At 68.6% G+C, this 25,427-nt stretch carries 22 protein-coding genes (1 of these 22 only partly in view); 15 read left to right on the top strand and 7 right to left on the bottom strand.

Features of this window, described 5'->3' with window-relative positions:
* Positions 1–54: 54 nt before the first annotated feature.
* Positions 55–1,431, top strand: a complete 1,377-nt coding sequence (locus tag Y958_RS02975) for a glycoside hydrolase family 27 protein (protein WP_244909345.1) — start codon at positions 55–57, stop codon at positions 1,429–1,431.
* 31 nt (positions 1,432–1,462) lie between these two features.
* Here Y958_RS02975 and Y958_RS02970 read toward each other — a convergent pair whose 3' ends face one another.
* Together Y958_RS02970 and Y958_RS02965 are read right to left on the bottom strand one after the other, a co-directional pair.
* Positions 1,463–2,245, bottom strand: a complete 783-nt coding sequence (locus tag Y958_RS02970) for a protein tyrosine phosphatase family protein (protein ID WP_244909344.1) — start codon at positions 2,243–2,245, stop codon at positions 1,463–1,465.
* 215 nt (positions 2,246–2,460) lie between these two features.
* Positions 2,461–2,904: a hypothetical protein gene (locus tag Y958_RS02965; protein ID WP_088870850.1), complete on the bottom strand. Its 444-nt coding sequence runs from the start codon at positions 2,902–2,904 to the stop codon at positions 2,461–2,463.
* A gap of 313 nt (positions 2,905–3,217) precedes the next feature.
* Between Y958_RS02965 and Y958_RS02960 the strand changes: the two genes are divergently transcribed.
* Entirely contained in the window at positions 3,218–4,609 is a 1,392-nt protein-coding gene (locus Y958_RS02960; protein WP_088870849.1) for a hypothetical protein, read from the top strand.
* A gap of 98 nt (positions 4,610–4,707) precedes the next feature.
* Here the strand turns inward: Y958_RS02960 and Y958_RS02955 are convergent, their stop codons facing one another.
* Together Y958_RS02955 and mutY are read right to left on the bottom strand one after the other, a co-directional pair.
* Positions 4,708–5,406, bottom strand: coding sequence for a DUF1194 domain-containing protein (locus tag Y958_RS02955; protein WP_186291236.1), 699 nt, complete (start codon positions 5,404–5,406; stop codon positions 4,708–4,710).
* A 77-nt stretch (positions 5,407–5,483) separates the two neighbouring features.
* On the bottom strand, positions 5,484–6,605 hold the full coding sequence (mutY, locus tag Y958_RS02950) for an A/G-specific adenine glycosylase (protein ID WP_088870847.1): 1,122 nt from the start codon (positions 6,603–6,605) through the stop codon (positions 5,484–5,486).
* A 118-nt stretch (positions 6,606–6,723) separates the two neighbouring features.
* Between mutY and Y958_RS02945 the strand changes: the two genes are divergently transcribed.
* The 12 genes from Y958_RS02945 to Y958_RS02890 all read left to right on the top strand — a co-directional run bounded on the left by Y958_RS02945 (position 6,724) and on the right by Y958_RS02890 (position 22,454).
* Positions 6,724–7,215: a DUF721 domain-containing protein gene (locus Y958_RS02945; protein ID WP_088870846.1), complete on the top strand. Its 492-nt coding sequence runs from the start codon at positions 6,724–6,726 to the stop codon at positions 7,213–7,215.
* A 73-nt stretch (positions 7,216–7,288) separates the two neighbouring features.
* On the top strand, positions 7,289–8,179 hold the full coding sequence (locus Y958_RS02940; RefSeq protein ID WP_088870845.1) for a thioredoxin domain-containing protein: 891 nt from the start codon (positions 7,289–7,291) through the stop codon (positions 8,177–8,179).
* A 113-nt stretch (positions 8,180–8,292) separates the two neighbouring features.
* On the top strand, positions 8,293–8,979 hold the full coding sequence (locus tag Y958_RS02935) for a thioredoxin domain-containing protein (protein ID WP_186291235.1): 687 nt from the start codon (positions 8,293–8,295) through the stop codon (positions 8,977–8,979).
* 6 nt (positions 8,980–8,985) lie between these two features.
* Positions 8,986–12,525: a chromosome segregation protein SMC gene (gene smc, locus Y958_RS02930; RefSeq protein WP_088870843.1), complete on the top strand. Its 3,540-nt coding sequence runs from the start codon at positions 8,986–8,988 to the stop codon at positions 12,523–12,525.
* A 197-nt stretch (positions 12,526–12,722) separates the two neighbouring features.
* Positions 12,723–13,223, top strand: coding sequence for a hypothetical protein (locus Y958_RS02925; RefSeq protein ID WP_088870842.1), 501 nt, complete (start codon positions 12,723–12,725; stop codon positions 13,221–13,223).
* A 360-nt stretch (positions 13,224–13,583) separates the two neighbouring features.
* Positions 13,584–14,021 carry a CBS domain-containing protein gene (locus Y958_RS02920; RefSeq protein ID WP_088870841.1) on the top strand — a complete coding sequence of 146 codons (438 nt, stop codon included), beginning with the start codon at positions 13,584–13,586 and terminating at the stop codon, positions 14,019–14,021.
* 180 nt (positions 14,022–14,201) lie between these two features.
* Positions 14,202–14,909 (top strand): glutathione S-transferase N-terminal domain-containing protein, encoded by a 708-nt coding sequence (locus Y958_RS02915; RefSeq protein WP_088870840.1) that lies wholly within the window; start codon positions 14,202–14,204, stop codon positions 14,907–14,909.
* 150 nt (positions 14,910–15,059) lie between these two features.
* Positions 15,060–16,004, top strand: coding sequence for a DUF3034 family protein (locus Y958_RS02910; protein WP_211098516.1), 945 nt, complete (start codon positions 15,060–15,062; stop codon positions 16,002–16,004).
* Positions 16,005–16,007: 3 nt separating this feature from the next.
* Positions 16,008–16,562 (top strand): group I truncated hemoglobin, encoded by a 555-nt coding sequence (locus Y958_RS02905; RefSeq protein ID WP_088870838.1) that lies wholly within the window; start codon positions 16,008–16,010, stop codon positions 16,560–16,562.
* 813 nt (positions 16,563–17,375) lie between these two features.
* On the top strand, positions 17,376–19,322 hold the full coding sequence (locus tag Y958_RS02900) for a PrkA family serine protein kinase (protein WP_088870837.1): 1,947 nt from the start codon (positions 17,376–17,378) through the stop codon (positions 19,320–19,322).
* A 208-nt stretch (positions 19,323–19,530) separates the two neighbouring features.
* The gene (locus Y958_RS02895) at positions 19,531–20,856 is read left to right on the top strand and encodes a YeaH/YhbH family protein (RefSeq protein WP_088870836.1); all 1,326 of its coding nucleotides are present in this window, start codon (positions 19,531–19,533) and stop codon (positions 20,854–20,856) included.
* Between the two features lie 80 nt (positions 20,857–20,936).
* Positions 20,937–22,454, top strand: coding sequence for a SpoVR family protein (locus Y958_RS02890; RefSeq protein ID WP_088872438.1), 1,518 nt, complete (start codon positions 20,937–20,939; stop codon positions 22,452–22,454).
* A gap of 23 nt (positions 22,455–22,477) precedes the next feature.
* Here Y958_RS02890 and Y958_RS02885 read toward each other — a convergent pair whose 3' ends face one another.
* Positions 22,478–22,993 carry a hypothetical protein gene (locus tag Y958_RS02885; RefSeq protein WP_145727763.1) on the bottom strand — a complete coding sequence of 172 codons (516 nt, stop codon included), beginning with the start codon at positions 22,991–22,993 and terminating at the stop codon, positions 22,478–22,480.
* Between the two features lie 159 nt (positions 22,994–23,152).
* On the opposite strand from Y958_RS02885, the gene Y958_RS02880 reads away from it, so the two are divergent.
* Complete coding sequence (locus tag Y958_RS02880; RefSeq protein ID WP_040842430.1) at positions 23,153–23,347, top strand: hypothetical protein; 195 nt, start codon at positions 23,153–23,155, stop codon at positions 23,345–23,347.
* An 87-nt stretch (positions 23,348–23,434) separates the two neighbouring features.
* Here the strand turns inward: Y958_RS02880 and Y958_RS02875 are convergent, their stop codons facing one another.
* Positions 23,435–25,132: a tetratricopeptide repeat protein gene (locus tag Y958_RS02875; RefSeq protein WP_088870834.1), complete on the bottom strand. Its 1,698-nt coding sequence runs from the start codon at positions 25,130–25,132 to the stop codon at positions 23,435–23,437.
* A 59-nt stretch (positions 25,133–25,191) separates the two neighbouring features.
* A protein-coding gene (locus Y958_RS02870; protein ID WP_088872437.1) for a VOC family protein crosses the window boundary here: on the bottom strand, positions 25,192–25,427 show its 3' portion. Its footprint extends 202 nt past the window's final position; 236 of the gene's 438 nt are visible here — the last part of the coding sequence; its start codon lies beyond the right edge, outside the window; it ends in the stop codon at positions 25,192–25,194.

Here is a 25,427-nt window from a genome sequence, read left to right as displayed (position 1 = left end):
GCCCCGCTTTTCCGTACTGTTATCGCTAACAATATGGAAGAGGGAGAGGACCCCATGCGGCGTTGGCTGCGCATCGCTAGCTTGTTACCGACCTTATTGGCCGCCGGCACGGCGTTGGCCGCACCGCCCCCATCCAAGGCGCCCGCCCCCACGCCCCCCATGGGGTGGAACAGCTGGGACGCCTACGGCTTCACCATCGACGAGGCCGACTTCAAGGCCAACGCGGGCGTCCTGGCGACGCTGAAGCCCTATGGCTGGACCTACGCCGTGGTGGATGAAGGCTGGTACATGGCCGACCCCTTCGGCAAGTCGCTGGCGGAGCGGCAATACCTGCTGGACGGCAACGGCCTGCTGGTCCCGGTACCCGCCCGCTTCCCCTCCGCCGCCGGCGGCCAGGGCTTCAAGCCGCTGGCCGACTGGCTGCATGCCCAGGGCCTGAAGTTCGGTCTGCACATCGTGCGCGGCATTCCCAAGCAGGCCGTGGAGCGGAACACGCCGGTGGCGGGGTCGTCCTTCCACGCCGCCGACGCGGCGGACACCGCCGATACCTGCCCCTGGGACGATGGCAACTATGGGGTGCGCGATAGCGCCGCCGGCCAGGCCTACTATGATTCGATGATGGCCCAGTACGCGCGGTGGGGGCTGGATTTCCTGAAGGTCGACTGCATCGCCGACCATCCCTACAAGGTCAGTGAAATCCGGCAGATCAGCAGCGCCATCGCCAAGACGGGCCGGCCCATCGTGCTGAGCCTGTCCCCCGGCCCCACCAACCTGTCCCACGCGGATGAGATCAGCCGCTATGGCCAGATGTGGCGCATCACCAACGACGTCTGGGACGGCTGGACCTTCCCGCATGACAAGCCCACGGACGGCTTCCCCTATGGCCTGCGCGACCTGTTCGACGTCCTGCCGGGCTGGGCGCCCCATGCCAAGCATGGCCGCTGGCCCGACGCCGACATGCTGCCCATCGGCGCGCTGGAACCCCACCCCGGCTGGGGTGACCCGCGCACGTCGCGATTGACGGCGGATGAGCAGCGCACCCAGGTGACCCTGTGGGCCATCGCCCGGTCGCCCCTGATCCTGGGCGCCAACCTCACCAAGCTGGACGAGGCCACGCGCGCCCTGATCACCAATCGCGCCGTCATCCAGGTGGACCAGACGGCCACGGAAAGCCACCCCGTGACGGACCTGCCGGCCGGCTTCGAGAACGCGCGCGTCTGGCTGGCCACGGGCGCCAAGGGCCAGCACTACCTGGCCCTGTTCAACCTGGACGACAAGCCGTCGACGCTGGCGACGTCCTGGGGAAAGCTGGGCCTGGCCGGCGGCAACCTCACCGCCCACGACCTGTGGACGGGCAAGGCCCTGCCGGCGGCGGACAGCCTGAGCGTCACGTTGCCCGCGCATGGCAGCGCGCTTTATGAAGTGAAGTGAGCCGGGAAAAAGGCTGGGGCTGGCGCCGGGGTCACTCCCGGCGCAGCACCTTGTCCGCCAGCACGCTGGCCCACCAGCGCGTCATGAACGTCTTCTTGAACTCGGGCGGGTCATAGACGTCGTCCACCCAGATGTAGAAGGCGTCGACGTTGGGCTCGATCCCCTGGGCCTGGGCGTAGGCCAGGAAAGTTTCGAAGAAGTGGTCGAGGATGCCGGTCTTGGCATGGCGCAGGTGGCCGTATTTGGGGCTGAGCTGACCCAGCGCCGTTTTCAGCGGCACCCCCTCATGCACGAACTGGTACAGCACGCTCATGAAGCCGACGCGGTCGGACCCGGCCTTGCAGTGCATCAGCACGGGGTATTGGGCGTCGCGCCAAATCTGCCGCGCCTGGTGCAGGATGTGCTTCTTGGGCGCGTCGCGGGAATTGACGGCGAAGTTCACCAGGGTCAGGCCGTGGCGGGTGCAAGCCTCATCCTCCAGCACCCAGGACCCGCAATTGTCGCGGCGGCCGCGCAGGTTGATGACGGTGCGCACACCCAGGCGGGCAGCCTGGGCGATGTGGCGCGGCGTCGGCTGGCTGGACCGGTACAGCCGCGGTGAAATCTTGAACATGTTCTTGTAAATCATGCGGATGAACGCGTGATCCTTGAAGAAGCTGTTCAGATAGCGCTTGAAACCGCGAATCCGGTTCGGCGGCACGGCGGCGTGGGAGGGGGTGGGCTGCCCCCCGGGCGCGGGGTGGGAGGGCGGCGCCCCGGGGCCGGCCGCCGGCATCTTGTCCACCGTCGCGGCCTGCAGCCGATAGTCCGTCATCGCGTGCACTTATCCTAAAGCAAAGGCAGGAAACCACCGGCCCGCCATCCCAGGGGATCCGTCAGGCATACGGCCCCTATATAGGGTGTTTGCCCGCCGGGGGCGAGGGGCCTCGCGCGCATGGGCGCATCGACCGCAGGCCCGCGCGGGCGGATATAACGGATCAAGCGCGCCGGATACGGCCAGTTAGCGCGCCCCGGTCAGCGCATCCCGGATCAGCGCCCCATGGGACGGACATGGCTAGCGTCCAGCCGATCCAGCCGCTCAAAGAAGGGAGCCACCACCGATCGGTCCTGCTTGGTTTCCTGTTCCAGGGCGGCACGGTCATGCTCCGTCCAGCGGACCAGGGTGGTCATCTCCTGCCGCTCGAAGGCGCTGAGATTGGAAGCGGACGCCAGCTTCTGCGCCGTCGCCCCCTTTTCCACCGGCTCCTCCGCCGCGCGGGCCGCCTGCCGGGCGGCCAGGACGCGCTGGGTCACCTGGCGCCAGCGCCGCTCATCAAAGCCATACTTGGCCAGCAGGGATTTCGCCTCCGGCCCCGGGTGGGCCAGCAGTACGAAAGCAGGCTGTCCATCGTCCGGCGCGGACGCGACCAGGGCCTCCGCCGCGGTGACGTAGCGGCCGACCTCGGCGGCGTCCAGACGCTCATGCGCCAACATCGGCGCGGATACCATCATAACCACTAACGCGGCTGCGAAACGCATCGTTTGCCCCCAAACGTTCGCGCGCCAAATGTGATCGTTTCTTATATCGGGCACGCAACGACATTTCCAGCGGAAAGCCTGTAAGTGGAGAGTAGAATTGAAGAATTATGGCGGGGGTATGGCCGCCGCGGCACCCGGCGCGAACTCTTCCGGAGAGCGCGCAAGGACAGGCCTGCGGCGCGATCGCGCATGCCCCTTGAATGATGCCATGACGTGCCCTAGGGTCCCGTCGCACCCATGGGTTTCATTTAGGATAAGACGTAGCCCCGTGTCCCGCTTCACCGCCCGTCTTCTTGCCGCCGGCACCGCTCTGGTCCTGGCCGGTTCCGCCCTTGCCCAGACCACGCCTCAGCCGGATCAAGCCCCAGGGGGCCAAGCCTCGGGGGGCCAAGCGCCGGCCGGCGGTGGCGACAGCGGCGGCCTGATCCTGCCGGGCGCCATCTCCTCCGGTTCCAGCGTGGCCGCCCCGCAGCAGGCCCCCATGCCGTCCGGCCCGGCCGCCGGCCCCGCAGCGGGCCCCACGGCGGGCCCGGCACTGGGCCCCAGCGCCGGCCCGCGCCAAGCCCCGGCCGCCCAGGCTCCGATCGCCGGCCCCGCCACCGGCCCGGCGGCGCCCTCCGGCGCGCCGGCCGCCTCCAAGGTTGGCACCGTCACCGGCAACTGGCAGGTGGGTCCCCAGGTCTACACCGACGGCAGCTTCAAACTATGCGAGGCGCAGGCCAGCTTCGACAATGGCCTGGCACTGGTCTTCCTGGCCCTGCCCGTGCCGCAGGCCGAGCAGCAGGCGAAGAAGCTGCCGCCCAAGATCATCAACCTGGTGATCGGCGTGCCCGGCGCCAACATGCCGCCGGGCCAGGGCCCGGCCATCAAACTGAAGCTCGACGGCAAGCTGGAGCAGACGCGCGGCTCGCAGGTCATCCAGCCGAACGCCATCATGACCGGCTTCGACCCGATGGACGCCAACTTCATGAAGGCGTTGCCGGCGGCCAACAAGCTGGAGATCACCAGCCCCAACGACACCGCCACCTTCGTGCTGAAGGGCGGCACCAAGGCGTTCAAGGACCTGAACGCCTGCTTCGACCAGGCGATGGCCGGCAAGCTGCAGCTGCCCACCCCGCCGCCCGCCATCCCGCCGGCCTTCGCCGCCCTGCTGATGGATGCCGGCCTGAAGGACGCCCACCCCTTGCCCGTCGACAAGATGTCGCCGCAGGAGCGGCCGGGTGACTTCGCCTGGGCCATTCAGAAGGACGTCATCGGTTCCTTGCGGTCCGTCGGACTGAAGCCCGAGGCCGGCGATCTGGAAAAGATCATGCAGAACTACCTGGACAGCCTGTCCAAGGGCTGCCAGGGCACCTACACCCCGACCAAGGGCAAGCTGGAGAAGCTGCTGCAGATCGACATGCAGACCGGTTCCGCCAGCTGCAAGACGGACAAGGGTGAGTTCTACGCCAACCTGATCCTGTACCTGACCAAGGATCGGCAACTGTTCATCATCTCGCATGAGGCGCCGGTGGCGTCCAAAGCCGTGGCCGACAACGCCGGCAACGCCATCGCCGGCGTGCTGCGCAAGAAGGCCAATGAGCCGCCGCCCGCTCAAGGCGCGCAGCAGCAGCCGGCCCAGGGCCCCCGCCCGGCCGCCGGCCCGCGCAAGCAGCAGTGATCCTCGGCCATCCGGCTGAAATAAGAACGGGAGGGGGCCCACACCCCTCCCGTTTTCTTTTGGGCCCCGGCCCTTCGCCTGGGCGGCCGCCCAAAAAACTACACCACTTCCCGCACCAGCTTGGACAGGAAGGCGTCGGCGAAGGCGTGGCGGTTGGCGGCGGTGATGACGAAGGCGTCCTCCCCCGCCACCACGTTCTCGCGGTAGTAGGGTTCCAGCCAGTCGTATTCGTCCAGGATGACCAGGCCGTTCACGCCCACGCCGGCGGCCTGGGCGTGCGCCCGGGCGGAGCGGGGATCGATGCCGCCGTTGTTGAAACCGTTGCTGACCAGGTCGATGGTCCGCCGGTCGGCGCTATAGGGACAGACGTCCAGCTGGCGCACGGCCTGGACGATGCAATCCCCCAGCGCCGTGTTGCCGCCCATGGCGACACCGGGCGCCTCATCAATGCGGTCGGCCAGGGCCAACGCGTCCTGGGGCCCGGCCAGCAGGGTCCAGGGCACCAGCGTTGTCAGGGTGCCGGGGCCGGAGAACAGGGCCAGTTGCACCGCCACCTTGCCCTTCGGTCCGCCGGCCAGGGCCTGGTGCACGGCCTTGTCGCGGAAGGCGGCGGCGTGGCCGCGCAGCTGGAAGTCCAGCATCACCTTGGAAATGCTGGCGGAGCTGTCGACCGCCATCACCAGGGCCAGGTCCACCGGCGTGCCGCCGGCGCGCGCCCAGGCGCGGCCTGTCATAACGGGGGCCGCCAGAGCCGCCCCCATGCCGGCCAGCAGCGCGCGCCGCGTCGGCTTGGCCATTCCTTGACCACCCTCACTCACGTCTCGTCCCATCTACCCGTAGTCCTATGGAGAAACGCGGCGGCGCCTGGGCGGGATCAATCCTTGCCCCCGCCCCGCGCCCAGGCGACGACCTTGCGCATGACGGTGGGCAGGGCCTGGTCATGGAAATCGGCGGGGGCGCACCACACGCCTTCCACCGCCGTCCCATCGTCGTCCAGGTGGCCGCGAACGACGGTAAGTTCCAGGTGAAAGTGGGTGAATGTATGGCGGACGATGCCCGGTAGGCGCTGCCAGTTCACCGCCGTCGGCGCCCAGCCCAGGGCGCGGGCGTAGGCAAGGTCGGCGCCCGGTTCCCAGGCGCTGGACGGCACCTCCATCATCCCGCCCAGCAGGCCCGATTCGGGGCGGCGGCGCAGCAGCACCTGCCCCCGGGCGTTGGTCAACCAGAAGGCCACCCCCCGGCGGGTGGGCTTGGCGGCCTTCTCCGCCTTCAGCGGCAGCAGTTCCGCCAGGCCGTCGCGCCGGCCCCGGCAGGCCGCCATCCACGGGCACAGCACGCAGCGGGGGCTGCGGGGGCTGCACAGGGTGGCGCCCAGGTCGAACAGGGCCTGGGTGTAGTCGCCCGGCCGCTTTTCCGGCACCAGGGCGGCGGCCAGCGCCTTCAGCTTGGGCTTGGAGCCTGGCAGCGGGTCGGTCACGGCATAGATACGGGACATCACCCGTTCCACATTGCCGTCCATGGCCGTGGCGGGCCGGTCGAAGGCGATGGCGGCGATGGCCGCGGCGGTGTAGGCGCCAATGCCGGGCAGGTCCAGCAACGCCGCCTCGTCCGCCGGGAAGCGGCCGCCGTGCCGCGACACCACCGCCTTGGCGCAGGCGTGCAGGTTGCGGGCCCGGGCGTAATAGCCAAGGCCGGCCCACTCCTTCAGCACCTCATCCAGGTCCACCGCCGCCAGGTCCGCGACCGTGGGCCAACGGGCCAGAAAGCGCTGGAAATAGGGGCCGACCGTCGCCACCGTCGTCTGCTGCAGCATGATCTCCGACAGCCAGACATGGTAGGGGTCGGCCTTGGCACCGGGGGCGGTACGCCAAGGCAGCACCCGGCGGTGGGCGTCGTACCAGGCCAGCAGGTCGGCGGGCCGGGGGGCGGGCAGGTCGGCCCCGGACGCTGAACTGGAAGGGGGGCCGAGGGGGGAGGAGTCGCCTGCGACGATCATTGTGTGGTCAAAGCCCCTTGCGCCATGGTTCAACTGCCCCCAAACACTGTCCCAGACATGGGAGCCGGCGTTAGCGGATACGCCGCCCCCGCAACCGTTTCAAGGTCCACCATCCCCCATGCCCGGCCCCCGCCCCATCGGCCGCCACCTGAACGCCATCGCCGGCAAGGCGCTGGGCCCCCATGGCCCGGCCTTCGCCACCCTGCTGGCCGAGTGGGATGCCATCGTGGGCCCCCGGCTGGCCAGCGTGGCCCTGCCGCTGAAACTGCAGTTTCCCAAGGGCCGGCAGGACGACGCCGTGCTGCACCTGGGCGTGGCCGGACCCGCCGCTTTGTTCATCCAGCACGAGGAGCCGCAGATCCTGCAACGGTTGAACGGCTTCTTCGGTTTCCGCGCCGTGGCGCGGCTGAAGTTGCTGCAGGCGCCCCCGGCCACCAACCGGCGGCGCGACCGGCCGGCACCGATTCCCCGCCGCCTGTCGGCGGGCGAGGCGGCGGCGCTGGAAACCCAGACGGCGGCCGTGGAAGACGGGGATTTGCGGGAGGCGCTGACCAGCCTGGGCCGCGCCATCCTGGCCACGGAAAAGCCGGCCGGGTCCCCGAAGCGATAGTCCCTCGGACGCGGCTTGCCGGCCCCCGGCGCCGCCCCCTATAGTCACTACAGTTGGTATCGGAGGAACTAAGGTGAACCTACATCTGCGTAATTCGCTGGCTGCCGCCCTGGTGGCCGCCGGTGCCCTGGCTGGTGTCCTGGCGGCCGGCGCGGCCCACGCCCAGGCGGCGGACGCCCCGGTCACCATCGACGTCGCCAGCGCCACCAGCCCGCGCGTGCTGGGCGATGTCAAGGCGCCCGTCGTGCTGGAGGAATACGCCTCGTTCACCTGCCCGCACTGCGCCCATTTCGAGGAAGCGTTCCTGCCGCAGTTGAAGGCCGACTTCATCGATACCGGCCAGGTGCAGCTGGTGTTTCACGACTTCCCGCTGGACCAGCTGGCCTTCGCCGCCGAAATGGCCGCCCGCTGCCTGCCGCCCGACCGCTACACCGCCGCCAAGGGCCTGATCTTCAAGACGCAAGCGCAGTGGGAACACGCCGACGACCCGCTGAAGGCCCTGCAGCAGACCCTGCGCCTGGGCGGCATGTCCGACGCCACCTTCACTGCCTGCCTGAGCAACAAGCCGTTGCAGGACTTCATCACGCAGAGCCGACTGGACGCGTCGGAAAAGCTGGGCGTGGACGGCACCCCGACCTTCTTCGTCAAGAAGGGCGACGCCATGGTGGAGAAGATCGACAACCTGCGGGAATACAGCCAGCTGTCGGAAGCGCTGGTGAAGGCGGGCGCCAAGGCTCCGGCCAATCCGGCCCCGGCGCCGGCCACCACTGGCGCGCCCGCCGACCAGGCGGCCACCCCGGCCAGCACGACCCCGGCCAGCACCCCGGCCACCAGCACTCCGGCGGCCCCCGCCGCCGCCTCGGCCGCGGCCGGCGGCCCCAGCACCGGCCTGATCGTCGGCGGCATCGTCGCCGCCCTGGTCGTGCTGGGCGGCATCTTCATGCTGACCCGCCGCAAGAAGTGAGACCGGCGGCGTCCTGGGGACGGGGATCCCAAGGGCGCCGTCTTCGTGCCCGTGGCGTTTGAACCAGTCGCGTTTTGGAAGTCGGGATGGAGGGGGATATGGCAGGACGTTGGATGCGCGATCGGGCCGGCATGGTCCGGGGCCTGGTCATGGCGATGGCGGCGATTGCCGTCCCGCTGGCCCTGCCCGCGCCTGCTGTGGCCCAGACAGCGACTGCCTCCACTCCCGCCACGGGGGGCGGCATCGACATCGCCGCCGCCACCAGCACCCGCGCCTTGGGCAGCGGCAACGCCCCGGTGGTGATCGAGGAATATGCCTCCCTCTCCTGCCCGCACTGTGCCCATTTCGAGGAGACGATGCTGCCCCGCCTGAAGGCGGACTTCATCAATCCCGGGCAGGTGCGCTTCATCTTCCACGACACGCCCACCAACCGCGTGGGTTATCTGGCCCACATGGCCACGCGCTGCCTGCCCGTCGGCAGCTATAATGACGCCCGGAGCCTGCTGTTCAGCACCCAGGGCCAATGGCTGGGCGCCAAGGACCCGGAGGCGGGCCTCAAGGAGATGATGGGCATGGCCGGCCTGCCGGCGCCGGCCTATGACGCCTGCGTCGCCAGCAAGCCCATCCAGGACTATATCGCTGCCAGCAGCCAGGAGGCCACCGAGGCGAAGGTCGAACAGACACCGACGCTGATCATCCGCAAGGGCGGCAAGGAAGTGGATCGCATCGCCGGCCCCAACGACTATGACAAGCTGGCCGCCGCCCTGATCAAGGCGGGCGCCAAGGCACCGAAGAAGTAAGTCCCCGTGCAATTCACCAAGCTTCGCATCTCCGGCTTCAAGTCCTTCGTGGACCACACCGAGCTCCTGATCGAGCCCGGGATGACCGGCATCGTCGGCCCCAACGGTTGTGGCAAGTCCAACTTGGTGGAGGCGTTGCGCTGGGCCATGGGCGAGACCTCGGCCAAGAAGATGCGCGGCGAGGACATGGACGACGTCATTTTTGGCGGCACAGCCACCCGGCCGGCCCGCAATTTATGCGAAGTCGTCCTGCACCTGGACAGCCCCAACCTGACCGCCGGCACGCCGGGCGTCAAAGCGGACGCCGTCCAGACGGAAATGGAGATCAGCCGCAAGCTGGAACGCGGCGCCGGGTCCGACTACCGCATCAACGGCCGGCCCGCGCGCGCCCGCGACGTGCAATTGCTGCTGGCAGACAACGCCTCGGGCGCCCATTCCCCGGCGCTGGTCAGCCAGGGGCGCGTCGGCGCCCTGATCAACGCCAAGCCGGGTGACCGCCGCCAGCTGCTGGAGGAGGCGGCGGGCATCACCGGCCTGCATTCCCGCCGGCACGAGGCGGAACTGAAGCTGAAGGCAGCGGAAACCAACCTGACGCGCCTGGACGACGTGGTCGTCACCATGGACGCGCAGTTGCAGAACCTGCGCAAGCAGGCCCGCCAGGCCGCCCGCTACCGCAACATCTCCGACCACATCCGCCGGGCGGAGGCGCTGCTGCTGCACCTGCGGTGGACCACCGCCACCGCCCAGGTCATGCAGGCCCGCGCCGGCTTCGACAAGGCGGAGGAGGCGGTGCGCGGCCTGATGCTGGCCGTGACGCAGGCCACCACCAAGCGCACGGATCTCGCCGCCAGCCTGCCGCCCAAGCGCCAGGCGGAAGCCGAGGCCGCCGCCGCCCTGCAGCGCCTGCTGGTGGCGCGGGAGCAGCTGGACGCCGAAGAGCGGCGCGCGACCGAGGCCCTGGCCACCCTGCAGCGCCGCCTGGCCCAGATCGAGGGCGACCTGGCGCGTGAAAAGGACCTGGCAGCCGACGCCAACCGGGCGCTGTCCCGCCTGGCGGAGGAACGCCAAGCCATCGCCGACGCGCAAGGGGACGAGGCGGAAAGCCAGGAGCTGGCCAAGGCCCGACTGGAGGAAATCCGCGACACGGTGGCGACCCTGGATGCCGAGCTGGCGGCCGCCACCGAGCGGCTGGCCGCGGACGAGGCCAAGCGCGCCCAGATCCAGCGCCAGGCGCAGGATCTGGAGCAGCGCGTCGCCACCCTGCGCCGCCGTGTCGAGGAAACGCAGGCACAGAAGGCGGAGCTGGAGCGCCAGCAGGCCGCCCGCGACGACGTGGCCGAGGCGGAGGAGGCCATCCACCTAGCCGAGGAACGGCTGGAACTGGCCAAGGGCACGGCGGAGGAGGCGGAAACCGCCAAGGCCGGGGCCGAGCAGGCTGCCAACGCCGCCCGCGCCCTGGGCACCCAGGAACAGGCCGCCGCCCGCGACGCCCTGCAGCGGGCCGAGGGTGACCGCGCCCGCCTGACGGCGGAAGCCGACGCCATCACCCGCCTGCTGAAGGCCGGCGCCGGAGACCTGTTCCCGCCCCTGGTGGACGCGCTGAGCGTGGCCAAGGGCTATGAGCAGGCCCTGGCCGCCGCCCTGGGCGACGCCCTGACGGCCCCGCTGGATGAGGCGGCGCCGGTGCACTGGCGCGCCTTCCCGGCGCTGAGCCAGGTAACGCCCCTGCCCACAGGCGCGGAACCGCTGGCCACCAGAGTCAAGGCGCCGGGCGCGCTGGACCGTTGCTTGGCCCACATCGGCATCGTCGCCGATACCGCCACCGGCACGCGCCTGGCGGCCGGTTTGGCGGCCGGCCAGATCCTGGTGACTCGCGACGGCGCCGCCTGGCGCTGGGACGGGCACTGCATCGCCGCTGGCGCGCCCACCGCCGCCGCCGAGCGCCTGCGCCAGCGCAACCGCCTGACCGAGCTGACGCAGGAGATCGCGGAGGCCGACGCCGTGGTGGCCGAGGCCCGCGCCGCCTATGAGACGGTGAAGGACGCGGCGGAGGAGCGCGTGGCCCTAGCGTTGCGAGCGGTGGACCAGGCCTCCGCCAAGGACCGCGCGGCCCGCGACGCCGTCAGCGCCGCCTTCCGCGCCGTGGCCGACGCGCGCGGCACCCACGCCCGCGTGGCCCAGGCCGCCGCCGCCCTGGCCAGCCGCCTGGCCGCCCTGTCCGAGACCCTGGACCAGATGACGGCGGACGAGGAGGACCTGCGGGAACGCTGGGCCGAGGCCCGCGCCACGCTGGAGGAGCTGCCGCCCCCGGGCGAGGGCCGCGAGCAGATCGCAGAGGCCCGCCTGCGCCTGACCGAGGCGCGCGGCACCCAGGCGGAGGCGCAGAACGCCCTGGACCGCCTGTTGCGCGAGGCGGAGGACCGCCACCGCCGGCTGGACGCCATCGCCACCGAGGAAACGTCGTGGCGCCAGCGCCGTGACGGCACCGGCGGCCGCCTGGCCGAGCTGACCGAACGTGCCGAAGAGACGCGGGAGGAGCAGGAGCGCCTGGCCGAACGCCCGGCCCAGATCGAGGAAGAGCGCCTGACCCTGGCCGACCTGATCCATGAGGCGGAGCGGGTGCGCAGCCGTGCCGGCGACGACCTGGCGGAAGCCGAGGGCACGCTCACGACGGCCGAGCGCACCTTGAAGGAGGCGGAGAATGGCCTGGCCGACGCGCGCGAGGCCCGCGCCCATGCTGAGGCCGCGGTGGGCTCCGCCCATCAGCACCTGGACACGGTGAAGGAACGCATCGCCGAACGGCTGGATTGCCCGCCGGAACAGGTGCTGGCCCTGGCCGGCCTGGACGAGGGCGAGCCCCTGCCCGAGGCCCATGCCGTGGAGCAGCGCCTGGGCCGGTTGGAGGCCGAGCGCGACAACATGGGCCCCGTCAACCTGCGCGCCGAGCAGGAGGTGCAGGAGCTGGACGAACAGATCGGCGTCATGAAGACGGAGCGGGAGGACCTGGTATCCGCCATCGCCCGCCTGCGCCAGGGTATCTCCGGCCTGAACAAGGAGGCGCGCGAGCGGCTGCTGGCCGCCTTCCATAAGGTGGACGCCCATTTCCAGGAGATGTTCACCCAGCTGTTCGGCGGCGGTCGCGCCCAGCTGAAGCTGACCGACACCGAGGATCCGCTGGACGCCGGCCTGGAGATTTACGCCAGCCCCCCGGGCAAGAAGCTGCAGATCCTGTCGCTGCTGTCGGGCGGTGAGCAGGCCTTGACCGCCATTGCCCTGCTGTTTGCCGTCTTCCTGTGCAACCCGGCGCCCATCTGCGTGCTGGACGAGGTGGACGCGCCGCTGGACGAGGCCAACGTGGGCCGCTTCTGCGACCTGGTGGAGGAGATGGCGCGGGCGGGCCATACCCGCTTCCTCATCATCAGCCACCACCGCCTGACCATGTCGCGCATGGACCGCCTGTTCGGCGTCACCATGGCGGAAAGGGGCGTGTCGCAGTTGGTATCCGTCGACTTGGCTACCGCCGAGGAGCTTCAGGCCGCCGAATAGGCACAAGACGGAGTTGTGGTAGGGCGTTAACCCTGTTACCCGCGACAACTGGCGCGACGGTCCGCAACAGGCCGGCCCTGGCGGGAAAGCGCGCGCTGCACTATCTTAACCAACAAGGGCCCTGGGGCAGGGCTCGGGCGGTTGGGGCTTGTTCATCCGGCGGCAGCGGCCGAACCGGAAGTGTGAGGGAGACTTAAATGCGTTACCGTTCCTTGGCACTCGCGGCGGTGGGTCTGTTGGCCGTTGCCGGTTGCGCCACCAGCCCCGACGCCGACCAGGCGGCGTTAGCCCAGCGTGTGCTGGTCGGCATGCCCAAGCAGACCCTGCTGTCCTGCGCCGGCGTGCCCACCCGCCAGACCTCGGTCGACAATGTGGAATACTTCACCTACTCCAGCGACAGCCTGCAGACCCGCATGGGCCCGTCCTACTGGGGTGGTTTCGGCGGCGGCCCGTGGCATCGCGGCTACTGGGGTGGTGCCGATTGGGGCTCGACGGAAGTGTCCGCCCGCAACTGCAACGCCACCTTCACCTTGAAAAACGGCGTCGTGCAGCAGCTGGTCTACGGCAGCTCCACCGACAGCCCGGCCGGCCGCCTGTCCCAGTGCTACGCCATCGTGCAGAACTGCCTGCCGCTGGTGCCGCAGCAGCCCGGCCCGGCGGCCTCCGCCGCTGGTGGCGTCGGCAGCCGCGCCCGTTAAGAGACCAAACATTGCCCCGCCGAAACAACCCCCGGGTCGCCAGAGGTTGTTAGCGCGGCGCAGTGCACCGGATCCCCATAACCCCCGACCTATGCTTAAGGCCCGGCCCTCGGCCGGGCCTGTCGCCGTTTGGCCCATTGCGGATGCGGCGCAACATGACGTTTCATAGTCCCCTGGAAGGAGGGGCCGCCGGTTGCGGCCCGCTTCCGGAGGGGGCCGTTACCGGTCGACAGAAACCGGCGCTGGTTTCCTTGGCATGAATCCACTGGGCACGCGGAAGACCGGCCCTTGGGAAGGCCGGACCACCGGGCGCGAGACCGCCCCCGCCCGCGTTCCCCGTGATGAACGGGAGAAGCGCCTATGCATGTTTCCGGTATCCTGAAGCATAAGGACAGCAGCAGCATCATCAGCGCCAAGCCGGGCGACACCATAGAAACGGTGGCGGCCCTGCTGGCGGCCCATCGCATCGGCGCCGTGCTGGTGCTGGACCCCGGCGGCGGCGTGGCCGGCATCATTTCGGAACGCGACATCGTACGGGGCCTGGCGACCCATGGCCCCGCCGTGCTGAACCAGAGCGTGTCGGAACTGATGACCCGCAAGGTCGTGGCCTGCGCCCCGGGCGACAGCGTCTCCTCCATCATGACCCGCATGACGGAAGGACGCTTCCGCCACATGCCGGTGATGGACGGCGGCCGGCTGGTGGGCTTCATCAGCATCGGCGACGTGGTGAAGCACCGCCTTGCCGAGGCCACCAGCGAGGTGGAGAGCATGCGCGTCTACGTGGCCGGCGGTTTCTGAGCGGCGCGTCCTCCGCCCCGCGCCACCCCGGTGCCACGCGCCGGGGAACGAAGCCGGCTGTGCCGGTTGAAAATATCATCCGCAAGGGGATGGGCGGGCCGCTGTGACGACCATCGCAGCGACCCGCCATCCGTTTCGGGACGCTGCCGTCCCTGCCCCCCCTCAGCGAAAGCCGCCCCCATGGTGACCGATCCCCAAGCCATCGCGCTGTACGCCTGGCCCACGCCCAACGGCTACAAGATTTCCATCGCCCTGGAGGAAATGGGCCTGCCCTATACCGTGCACCCGGTGGACATCGGTGCCGGCGACCAGTTCAAGCCGGACTTCCTGGCCATCTCACCGAACAACCGCATGCCGGCCGTTGTCGATCCCGACGGCCCCAACGGCCAACCGCTGTCGCTGTTCGAGTCCGGCGCCATCCTGATCTACCTGGCGGAGAAGACGGGCCAGTTCCGCCCCACGGACGCCGCGGTGTGGTATGGCCACGTGCAATGGCTGATGTGGCAGATGGGCGGCGTCGGCCCCATGTTCGGCCAGGCCGGCCATTTCCGTAATTATGCGCCCGAGCGCATCCAATACGGCATCGACCGCTACACCAATGAGGCGCGGCGCCTGATCCGTGTCGCCAACACCCAGTTGGCCAAGACGGAATTCCTGGCCGGCGACTACGGCATCGCCGACATGGCGACCTTCCCCTGGCTGCGCCTGCATGAACGCTACGAGATCGACCTGGCCGACTTCCCCCATGTGAAACGCTGGATCGACACCGTGGCCGCCCGCCCCGCCGTGCAGCGCGGGCTGGAGCTGCTGAAGGACAAGAGCCGCCCGGCCGGCCAGGCCTTGGATGAGAAGACGCGGGAGAACCTGTTCGGCACCCGGCAGCGCTGAACCCCAGCGCCGGCGGCCCCTTCTTCCGGCCCCTTCTTCCGGATAGAGGCGCCTTGACCACGCCGGCACCGCCGCCATCTACCCCCGCGCCACCGCCTGTGCGGCGCGGCGTGGGGATGGTCCCCGGCGTAGGTATGGTCAAGGATGGGCATGGTGGGGTGGTTTTCGGGGGTGCGGCGTCAGCGCCGAGTCGCGGCGTGGGCCGCCGCGTTCCTGCTGGCCGCCGGGGTGCGCGTCGCCCCGCCGGCCGCCGGCGCCACCGTCAGCCGGCCGGAGGACATGACCGTCAGCGGCAAGCTGACCGCCACCGGCGGCGTCACCCAGGTGGAGGGTGCTGCCGGTGGCGGCCTGACGCCCTGGGCCGTCATCGGCGGCGGCGGGACGCGGGAGGAGGTGGGTGCCACCGCGTTCTTCACCGCCGTGCGCACCCATGATTACGGCATGAACGCCTATGGCGCCCTGATCGGCCTGTGGGACCGGGTGGAGCTATCGGTGGCCCAGGACCGGTTCGATACCCAGGCCCTCGGCGGCGCCCTGGGACTGGGCGACGGCTACGCCTTCACCAACACCATCGCCGGTGTCAAGGTGCGGGTGGCGGGCAATGCCGTCTATGACCAGGATAGCTGGATGCCCCAACTGGCGTTAGGCGCGCAGTACAAGTCGAACGACCGCAGCAGCCTGGTGAAGGCCCTGGGTGCGCGCAGCGGCGACGGCGTCGACCTCTACGCCAGCGCCACCAAGGTGCTGCTGGCGCAAAGCCTGCTGCTGAGCGGCACGGTGCGCCTGACCAAGGCCAACCAGACCGGCCTGCTGGGTTTCGGCGGGGCCGACGACGACTATCATGCGGAACTGGAGGGCAGCGCCGCCCTGCTGCTGGACCGCACCTTGGTGGCGGGCGTGGAATACCGGACGAAGCCTAACACCCTGGCGCGCGCCAATCCTGGGCTGGCGCCGGAGGACGACTGGTACGACGCCTTCGTCGCCTGGCTGCCCGGCAAGAACCTGGCCTTCACCCTGGCCTATGTGAATTTGGGCCGGGTGGTGACGCCCACGCGGCAGAACGCCGTCTACCTGTCCCTGCAAGCGGGGTTCTGACCCATGCCCGCCCTTCCCCGCCGTGCCGCCCTGTCGCTGGCAATCGTCCTGCTCGGCCCCCTGGCAGGCCCCCTGGTGGGCTGCGCCTCCGGCCCCTCGGCCGACCTTTACCAGACCTTCGGCGGCCAGCCGGGCCTGGTAGCCCTGGTGGACGACTTCATGGACGGCATGATGCGCGACCCCGACCTGCGCCCATATTTCGTCAACGCCAACCGTCCCCACATCAAGGCGGAACTGGTGGCGCAGTTCTGCGCCATCCTCGGCGGCCCCTGTGAGTACAAGGGCATGGACATGAAGATGGCGCACGCCCGTTATGGCATCGGCGACCATGAGTTCAACGCCCTGGTTCAGGATCTGCAGGACGCCATGGACCTGCATCACATTCCGTACCGCGCGCAGAACCGCTTCCTGGCCATGCTGGCGCCCTACCGCGACGACGTCGTCCACCCGGACCCGCCGCCCCGCGTCCGGCCACCCCTGACCATCGCACCCGACGCCGTGGTCGTGCCGGAGACGGTGCCGACGGGCGGGCCGCAAAACAAGCCGCCGCCCCGCTGACGCTGCCCTTTTTGGGGCAGATGCCCAAGCCGCAGGCAGCCGCCGTCCTTTGGACAGCATGGCCCGAAATCCTCCGCCTTATGGACAGAGGGACTAGCGCTAGGCCCGGATCGTGGTTTAGCATCTACCTATAGCCGGCTACCCACCCCCGCCATGGGATGGTAGGGGTCTCCCAGGCCGGCCAGGACCCTGCCGAGCGGTCCCCGCAGATGGGCCGCAGCGGCCAAAAAACATGTATCCCGGGGCACATCGTTAACATTTTGGTGAGGCCTTGGAGCTCACCCTGCCCATAGGGAATACGCATGAAATGCCGCCGGCGCGGTGGTCGCGGGAAGAGCCCGGGCCTAGGCCATTTGGCGGAGGGATGCGTGGCACACGGGGCGCCGCTGCACGGGCCCGATTATAAACGGACAAGGTTGCCCGGATCGCCGATTGGCGCCCGGGGGATAGGCCGCGGGATAGGTGGAATGGATGAGGCCAGCGCCGGGTGGATCGGCACAACGTTTGGTTTTCGCTGAAAAATTCCCCGATCTGCCTCTACTCCGTCGCAATCATCCACCAATATCTAAATCAAGACCCAAGGCATCCGGGTACAGGGAGAACGAAGGACGGCAGGTGAGTGTTTAACAAGTGGAGTCCGGGGTTCGATCCACGGGGATGGACCATCTGGTACGGAACTTGCCTCTCCTGAAACGTCAGTCACGAGGTTGGTACCCCGTTGGAACGGGGGAGAGTGGAGTCGTCGCGGTCTCGCGTGTTGGGACCGCCCGTCGAGTTGCCTGATAGGCGTGATCCTTCTGAAAGGGTGAACCCATGCCGAAGTCGACCGATTTATTCACAACCTTCGCCCAAAGCTATGAGGCGCGCCGCGAAGTGGCGATGTCGTTGCAGGAATACCTGGAAGGGTGCCGCGACGACCCGATGATGTACGCCAGCGCGCCGGAGCGTCTGCTGGCCGCCATCGGCGAGCCGGAGGTGGTGGACACCGCCAAGGACAGCCGCCTGTCCCGCGTTTTCATGAACCGTACCATCAAGATCTATCCCGCCTTCGCCGAATTCTACGGCATGGAGGAGACGATAGAGCGCATCGTGGGCTTCTTCCGCCATGCCGCCCAGGGCCTGGAGGAGCGCAAGCAAATCCTCTACCTGCTGGGCCCGGTGGGCGGCGGCAAATCCTCGCTGGCCGAGCGTCTGAAGGCGCTCATGGAAGAGCAGCCCATCTACGTCCTGAAGGCCGGCGACCAGCTGAGCCCGGTGTTCGAGAGCCCGCTGGGCCTGTTCGACCCCGGTACCATGGGCGAGGCGCTGGAGGAACGCTACGGCATTCCCCGCCGCCGCCTGACCGGCCTGGTCAGCCCCTGGGCCATCAAGCGCCTGGACGAGTTCGGCGGCGACATCACCCGGTTCCGGGTGGTGAAGCTGCGCCCGTCGCGCCTGCGCCAGATCGCCGTGTCCAAGACCGAGCCGGGCGATGAGAACAACCAGGACATCTCCTCCCTGGTGGGCAAGGTCGACATCCGCAAGCTGGAGATGTTCCAGCAGAATGATCCCGACGCCTACAGCTATTCCGGCGGCCTGAACCGGGCGAACCAGGGCCTGCTGGAATTCGTCGAGATGTTCAAGGCGCCCATCAAGATGCTGCACCCCCTGCTGACCGCCACGCAGGAAGGCAACTACATCGGCACGGAGAACATCGGCGCCCTGCCCTTCACCGGCGTCATCATGGCACACTCCAACGAGGCGGAGTGGCAAAGCTTCAAGAACAACAAGAACAATGAGGCCTTCATCGACCGCATCTGCGTGGTCAAGGTCCCGTACAGCCTGCGCGTCACCGAGGAACAGCGCATCTATGAGAAGCTGATCGGCGGGTCGGAGCTGGCCAAATCCCCCTGCGCCCCCGGCACCATGGAGATGCTGGCCCGGTTCACCGTGCTGTCCCGCCTGCGGGAGCACGAGAACTCCAACCTCTTCTCCAAGATGCGCGTCTATGATGGCGAAAGCCTGAAGGAGACGGACCCCAAGGCCCGCACCCTGCAGGAATACAAGGACGCCGCCGGCATGGACGAGGGCATGAACGGCATCTCCACCCGTTTCGCCTTCAAGGTGTTGGCCAGCACCTTCAACTACGACACGGTGGAGGTGGCGGCCGACCCGGTGCACCTGATGTATGTGCTGGAGCAGGCCATCCGCCGCGAGCAGTTCCCCGACGAGACGGAGAAGCGCTACCTGGAATTCATCAAGGCCGAACTGGCGCCGCGCTACGCGGAATTCATCGGCTATGAAATCCAAAAGGCCTACCTCGAGTCCTACCACGATTACGGCCAGAACCTGTTCGACCGGTATGTCGACTACGCCGACGCCTGGATCGAGGATCAGGACTTCAAGGATCCCGACACCGGCCAGCTGATGAACCGGGACCTGCTGAACCAGGAGCTGACCAAGATCGAGAAGCCGGCGGGCATCGCCAACCCGAAGGACTTCCGCAACGAGGTGGTGAAGTTCGTGCTGCGGACGCGGGCGGCCAACGCCGGTCGCAACCCCAGCTGGACCTCTTATGAGAAGCTGCGGTTGGTCATCGAACGGCGTATGTTCAGCCAGGTGGAAGAATTGCTGCCGGTCATCAGCTTCGGCAGCAAGAAGGATGGCGAGACGGAGAAGAAGCACCACGAGTTCGTCGAGCGCATGGTGGATCGCGGCTATACCGAGCGCCAGGTGCGCCGGCTGGTCGAGTGGTACATGCGGGTGAAGCAGGCGGGCTGAGCGGGACCTTCCCATAGGAAAGGGCCCGGCTGAACCGGCTGGGCCCCATCCCGCGATCCCCTGCGCTCACACGCGAAACGGACACCACCCCCACCCGGCTGACCCCCGGTGGCGCTCCCCCGCCCGGCCCCTTCAAAGGTGCCGGGGCGCCGGCGCCGCCGGTACGGTTCCCGGGACCGGGGTACCGGGGAGTAATGCCTTGTCGTCGATGATCATTGTCGATCGCCGCAGCAATCCCAAGGGCAAGAGCCTGGCCAACCGCCAGCGCTTCATCCGGCGTGCCAAGGAACAGATCCTGCGCGCTGTGAACGGTGCCTCAAGCAACCGCCGCATCAAGGACGTGGAGAGCGGCGCCGACATCTCCATCCCCACCGGCGGCATTTCCGAACCCACCTTCCACCGCTCCGGCCAAGGCGGCATCCGCGACCACGTGGTGCCCGGCAACAAGGAGTTCATGGAGGGGGACACCATCGCCAAGCCGCCCAGCGGCCAGAGCGGCGGCCGTGGCACGGATGGCAGCCCCGACGGCGGGGGCGAGGATGAGTTCCGCTTCGTCCTGACGCGGGAGGAGTTCATGGACCTCTTCATGGAGGATCTGGAACTGCCCGACCTCGCCAAGCGCAAGCTGAAGGCGGCCGACGCCGTGCTGTGGCAGCGCGCGGGCTATTCCTCCTCCGGTTCGCCCACCAACCTCAACCTGGTGCGCACCATGCGCAACAGCCTGTCGCGCCGCATCGCCCTGAAGCGCCCCAAGTCGGACGAGATGCTGGCGCTGGAGGCGGAGATCGCGGAACTGGAGGCCCAGCCGGGCAAGGACCCCGACCGGCTGATGGAACTGCGGGGCCTGCTGGAACGCCAGGTGATGCGGGCCAAGCGCATCCCCTACATCGACCCCATCGATGTCCGCTACAACCGCTTCACGCCCATTCCCAAGCCGGCGGCCCAGGCGGTGATGTTCTGCCTGATGGACGTCTCGGGCTCCATGACCGAGCATATGAAGGATCTGGCCAAGCGCTTCTTCATGCTGCTCTACCTCTTCCTCACCCGCCGGTACAAGCAGGTGGAGGTGGTCTTCATCCGCCACACCCATGAGGCGGAGGAGGTGGACGAGGACACCTTCTTCCACTCCACCGAGACCGGCGGCACCATGGTCTCGACGGCGCTGGAGGAGATGAAGCGCATCATCAAGGAGCGCTATCCCGTCGCCGACTGGAACATCTACGGCGCCCAGGCCTCGGACGGCGACAACACCACCAGCGACGGCGGCCGCACGGCAGCCCTGCTGGAGCATGACCTGCTGCCCGCCTGCCAGTACTACGCCTATGTCGAGGTCGGGTCCGACCCCGACGCCATGCCCGCGGGCTTCGCCACCCACGCCCGCGAAACCGACCTGTGGCGCACCTACAAGCAAGTCACCGGCACCGAGACGCCCTTCGTCATGAAGAAGGTCCGCCATCGGCGGGAAATCTACCCGGTATTCCGTGAACTGTTCGCCCGCGATGGCGCGAAACAGTCGGAGGAGGCGACACCTTGACCTTAGCCCCCGTTGAACGCCTGAAGCCTGTCAAGAGATCGGAACCGGGGGAGAAGGCGCCGCCGCCGGACGATGCCAACCTGCTCTACACCGGTGCCGACTGGGACTACGACACCATCAAGCGCTGCCACGACGCCATCCAGGAGATTGCGCTGGGCGAGCTGGGGCTGGACGTCTACCCCAACCAGATCGAGGTCATCACGTCCGAGCAGATGCTGGACGCCTATGCCTCCATCGGCATGCCCCTGCTGTACCGCCACTGGTCCTTCGGCAAGCATTTCGCCCGGGACGAGGCCATGTACCGCCGTGGCATGCGCGGCCTGGCCTATGAGATCGTCATCAACTCCAGCCCCTGCATCAGCTACATCATGGAGGAGAACTCCATCACCATGCAGGCGCTGGTCATCGCCCACGCGGCGTTCGGCCACAACCACTTCTTCAAGAACAACTACCTGTTCCAGCAGTGGACGGATGCCGAGGGTATCCTGGGCTATCTGGACTTCGCCAAGGCCTATATCGCCCGCTGCGAGGAGCGCTATGGCCAACAGCTGGTGGAACGCACCCTGGATGCCGCCCACGCCCTGATGAACCAGGGCATCCACCGCTACCCCCGCCGCCGCCTGGACCTGCAGTCCGAAGCGCGGCGGGAGCAGGAGCGGCAGGAGATGCAGCGCCAGCTGTACAACGACCTGTGGCGCACGGTGCCCACCAAGAAGGGCCAGAAGGCGCCGTCGGACGAGGAACGGCGCCGGGCCCTGCTGGACCTGCCGGAGGAGAACATCCTCTATTTCCTGGAGAAGAAGGCGCCGCGCCTGGCCAACTGGCAGCGCGAGGTGCTGCGCATCGTCCGCCATGTGGCGCAGTATTTCTCCCCCCAGCGGCAGACCAAGGTGATGAACGAGGGGTGCGCCACCTACACGCACTACCGCATCATGACCCGCCTGCACGAAACGGGGCGCATCAGCGACGGCGCCTATATGGAGTTCCTGCACTCCCACACCGCCGTGGTGTTCCAGCCGGCCTTCGACGATCCGCGCTATTCCGGCATCAACCCCTATGCCCTGGGGTTTGCCATGATGCAGGACATCGAGCGCATCGCCACCAACCCCACGGAGGAGGACCGCGCCTGGTTCCCCGGCTATGCCGGCAGCGGCGACGCCATGGCGGCACTCCGCGACGCCTGGGCCAACTATCGCGACGAGAGTTTCATCCTGCAGTATCTGAGCCCGCACCTGATGCGCAAGATGCGGATGTTCCACCTGCACGACAACAGTGATGAGAACGTCTACCGCGTCGCCGCCATCCATGACGAGCGCGGCTATCGCCGGGTGCGCCAGCAGCTGGCGGCGCAGTATGACTTCTCCTCCCTGGACCCGGACATCCAGATCACCGACGTGGACCTGGCCGGCGACCGCCGGCTGATCCTGGAGCACAAGGTGCAGAACGGCGTGCTGCTGGCGGAGGAGGACGCCAAGTCCGTGCTGCAGCACGTCGCCAACCTCTGGGGCTACGACGTGCTGCTGTTCGAGAATGACGATGCGGGCAACACGCTGCGCAAGCTGACCGTGCCCGCCCGCACGATCCTGCTGGCGGAGTGAGTAGGCCCCCAAGGGGGCCCGCGTCAGAGGCAGCCTTCGATATAGTCCACGGCCGGGGGCAGGCCCGCGCGGAAGCGGGTGACCCGGCCGTCGGCTGTCTCGAACAGCAGGACCCGCCCCCGCTCCTCAATCCGGAGATAGTGCCCCTCCTCATAGGCGTGGGGCTGCACCACCACCGTGGGGCCATAGGCCTTCAGCACCGCCGCCTCCGTGGCGCCCACACCGATACCTTGGGCCGTCCGGACGGTCGCCTCCCCGCCCGGCGGGGCGAAAACGTCGATGCGGGTGATTCGGCCTTTTTCCACCATGTAGCTGATCTGCTTGTCCTTGCCGTCGCCGCGGCCGGTCAGCCAGCAGTCCGCCGACTGGCTCCGGTCCATTGGACGAAAGGCAACGTCCAGCGCCGACTCCGCCTGGACGACCGTCATGCCCAGGCGGACGGGCTCCAAACCGTCGAAGGTTAAGGGCGGTGGTGACGGCTGGCAGGCGGCGGGAAGAGCGGCCATCAAGGCCAGGAGGGGGTAGACCCAGGACCTCATCGGAACCTTCTCCCGCGCGGCGGCTTGTTCCTGCGCGCCGGCCACCGATTTGTCATGCCGCAGATGCGAAATCGCCCTAGTTAAGCCATGTTGCATCGCGATATTATGAGCGTACCCCAAGCGGGTACCCAACCGCCAACCTCCTAGAGAGCAATTCCGATGTCCACCCTGGAACTGGATCCCGCCTTCGTCGCCGCGTGCGAAGCGCACGGGCTGGACCCGCAGAAGACCAACATGTTCCTGCTGGAATGCGCCGTGCAAGGCCGCGAGCCGTCCAAGGTCTCCATGTTCGAGCTGGACCGCCAGCCGTCCGACCTGTGGGCCAAGGTGCGCAAGCTGAACCGCGCCGCGTGATCCCAGGCCCTGCTGGCCAAGCCTTGCTGAATTGGCCTTGCTGAATTGAACGAAGCCGCCGGGCCGTTGAGGCCCGGGCGGCTTTTTTCATGCCCGTGGGTTCCATTTGTCCAGGGATGCCGCCACCCTGGCCAGCACGCCATACCAGTCGCCGGGCATCTCCTGCCGGAACTGGCGCAGGGTGGGATACCAGGGACTGTCGTCACGGTCGCGCAACCAGCGCCAGTCGGAATCGAAGCGGTTCAGCAGCCACACCGGCCGGCCCAGGGCCCCCGCCAGATGGACGACGGAGGTATCGACGCTGATCACCAGGTCCATCGCCTGGACCAGCGCCGCGGTGTCGGCGAAGTCGGCAACGTCCCCCATGCGATCGACGACACCGTCGGGCAGACCACCCGCCGCGTCCGGATCCTTCTGCAGGCTGTGGAATTCCACTTCCGGGCAGGCGGCCACCAGGGACTCGACCTGGGCCCGTGTCAGGGAGCGGCGGCGGTCCACCTTGTAGGTGGGGTTGCCGGACCAGGCGATGCCGACACAGGGACGATCCCTGGCCGCGATCGGGGCGGCCACCGCCGCCGTCAGGTAGGGCGTGGCTGCCGGCGCCGTCTCCAGCCGCGTGTCCAGCGCCAGCGGCAGGCTCATCAGCGGGCAGTGCAGATCAAAATCAGGCAGGGGCATGCCCCGGGCAATGAAGCGCACATCCCCGACCGCCACCAGGGCGGGGGAGGTCCGCAGCAGGCGCAGCAGGGGCGGCGGCACCTCCACCACCACCCGGCGGCAGCGGGCAGCCACCAGGGGGATGTAGCGGCAGAACTGCAGGGTATCGCCATAGCCCTGCTCGGCATGCAGCAGCAGCGTCCCCCCGGCCATGTCCTCCCCCCGCCAGGTCTTCTGAGCGAAGGGGCGGCGGTGGGGGCGGAAATCGGGACTGGCCCACCGCCATTCATACGCCGCCCAGCCCCGGGGGTAGTCGCCCAGGCCCAGCCAGGCAAGGCCCAGGTTGTAGCGGGCCTCGGCATAGCGGGGGTCGATTGCCAGGGCCGCCTGGTAGCAGGCGATGGCGCCGTCCATGTCAGCCAGCGCCTTCAACGCGCTGCCCAGGTTGTTGTGTGCCTCTACTAGGCGCGGGTTGAAGGCCAGGGCGGCGCGGTAGCACGCGATTGCCTCCTCGGTCCGGCCCCGTTCCAACAGCACGTTGCCCAGGTTGTAGTGGCCCTCGGGATAGGCGGGGCGCAGGGCCAGGGCCTGGCGATAGGCGGCCTCCGCCCCATCCAGGTCCTCGCGCTGACGCAAGGCGTTGCCCAGATTGCTGTGCGCCTCGGCGAAGGTCGGCCTCAAGGACAGCGCCTGCCGGTACTCGGCTTCCGCCTCATCCCAGCGGCCATGGTGGCGCAGGACGTTGCCCAGGTTGCTGTGGGCGTCGGCATTGTCGGGCCGCAGGGCGATCGCCCGCCGGTAGGCGCCCTCGGCAGCGTCCAGCCGGCCCAGCTTGGCGAGCGCGATACCGAGGTTGCCGTGCATGGCGCTGTCGTCCGGCCTCAACGCCACGGCCTCGCCGATCAGTTCTGCGGCGATGGCGGACTGGCCACGCGCCTGGGCCACCAGCCCCAGCACGTGCAGGAAGGCCGGCTGGCGCGGGTTTTGGGCCAGGACGTGCCGGCAGGCGCTTTCCACCCCGGCCAGATCACCGGCATGGAAGCGGGCGACCACCTGGTTGTAATCGGCCTGGTTGGGGCCGGCCGGAGCGTGAGCGGTCGCGGTGATTTTGAAGGCCCTCCTTCCCACTGTCCCTCAGCTTTACACGGGGGGGCGGGGGAAAACGGGCGGCCAAAAGGGCGGGGCCTTTAGGGTTCGCCCCAATAATCGCCGAAGATCCAGACGTGGCCCTCCAGGTCGCGGGCCACGTACTCGCGGGTGCCGTGGCCGGTGTCGTGCGGGTCGGTCAGGATGTCGGCGCCGGCGGCGCGCGCCCGGGCATGGTGTGCATCGACACCACCCAGTGCCACCCACACCCCCTGGTTCAGCCCGTTCAGCACACGGGGGCTGTGCATGCCGTAACGATCGACCGGGTTGTCAGGCC

This window comes from Nitrospirillum viridazoti CBAmc (genome assembly GCF_000730165.1).
Classification (GTDB): Bacteria; Pseudomonadota; Alphaproteobacteria; order Azospirillales; family Azospirillaceae; genus Nitrospirillum; species Nitrospirillum viridazoti.
The sequence above is the reverse complement of the archived record's forward strand: the minus strand, read 5'-3'. Positions and strand labels throughout refer to the sequence as shown.

Bases quoted from the DNA above. Each gene is read 5' to 3' on its own strand.
- Y958_RS02900 (WP_088870837.1), top strand. From the start codon at position 17,376: ATGCCGAAGTCGACCGATTTATTCACAACCTTCGCCCAAAGCTATGAG.
- Y958_RS02880 (WP_040842430.1), top strand. From the start codon at position 23,153: ATGTCCACCCTGGAACTGGATCCCGCCTTCGTCGCCGCGTGCGAAGCG.
- Y958_RS02915 (WP_088870840.1), top strand. From the start codon at position 14,202: ATGGTGACCGATCCCCAAGCCATCGCGCTGTACGCCTGGCCCACGCCC.
- Y958_RS02905 (WP_088870838.1), top strand. From the start codon at position 16,008: ATGCCCGCCCTTCCCCGCCGTGCCGCCCTGTCGCTGGCAATCGTCCTG.
- Y958_RS02910 (WP_211098516.1), top strand. From the start codon at position 15,060: ATGGTGGGGTGGTTTTCGGGGGTGCGGCGTCAGCGCCGAGTCGCGGCG.
- Y958_RS02935 (WP_186291235.1), top strand. From the start codon at position 8,293: ATGCGCGATCGGGCCGGCATGGTCCGGGGCCTGGTCATGGCGATGGCG.
- Y958_RS02945 (WP_088870846.1), top strand. From the start codon at position 6,724: ATGCCCGGCCCCCGCCCCATCGGCCGCCACCTGAACGCCATCGCCGGC.
- Y958_RS02965 (WP_088870850.1), bottom strand. From the start codon at position 2,904: ATGTTGGCGCATGAGCGTCTGGACGCCGCCGAGGTCGGCCGCTACGTC.
- Y958_RS02955 (WP_186291236.1), bottom strand. From the start codon at position 5,406: ATGGCCAAGCCGACGCGGCGCGCGCTGCTGGCCGGCATGGGGGCGGCT.
- Y958_RS02975 (WP_244909345.1), top strand. From the start codon at position 55: ATGCGGCGTTGGCTGCGCATCGCTAGCTTGTTACCGACCTTATTGGCC.
- Y958_RS02895 (WP_088870836.1), top strand. From the start codon at position 19,531: ATGATCATTGTCGATCGCCGCAGCAATCCCAAGGGCAAGAGCCTGGCC.
- Y958_RS02970 (WP_244909344.1), bottom strand. From the start codon at position 2,245: ATGACGGACTATCGGCTGCAGGCCGCGACGGTGGACAAGATGCCGGCG.
- Y958_RS02885 (WP_145727763.1), bottom strand. From the start codon at position 22,993: ATGAGGTCCTGGGTCTACCCCCTCCTGGCCTTGATGGCCGCTCTTCCC.
- Y958_RS02920 (WP_088870841.1), top strand. From the start codon at position 13,584: ATGCATGTTTCCGGTATCCTGAAGCATAAGGACAGCAGCAGCATCATC.
- mutY (WP_088870847.1), bottom strand. From the start codon at position 6,605: ATGATCGTCGCAGGCGACTCCTCCCCCCTCGGCCCCCCTTCCAGTTCA.
- Y958_RS02925 (WP_088870842.1), top strand. From the start codon at position 12,723: ATGCGTTACCGTTCCTTGGCACTCGCGGCGGTGGGTCTGTTGGCCGTT.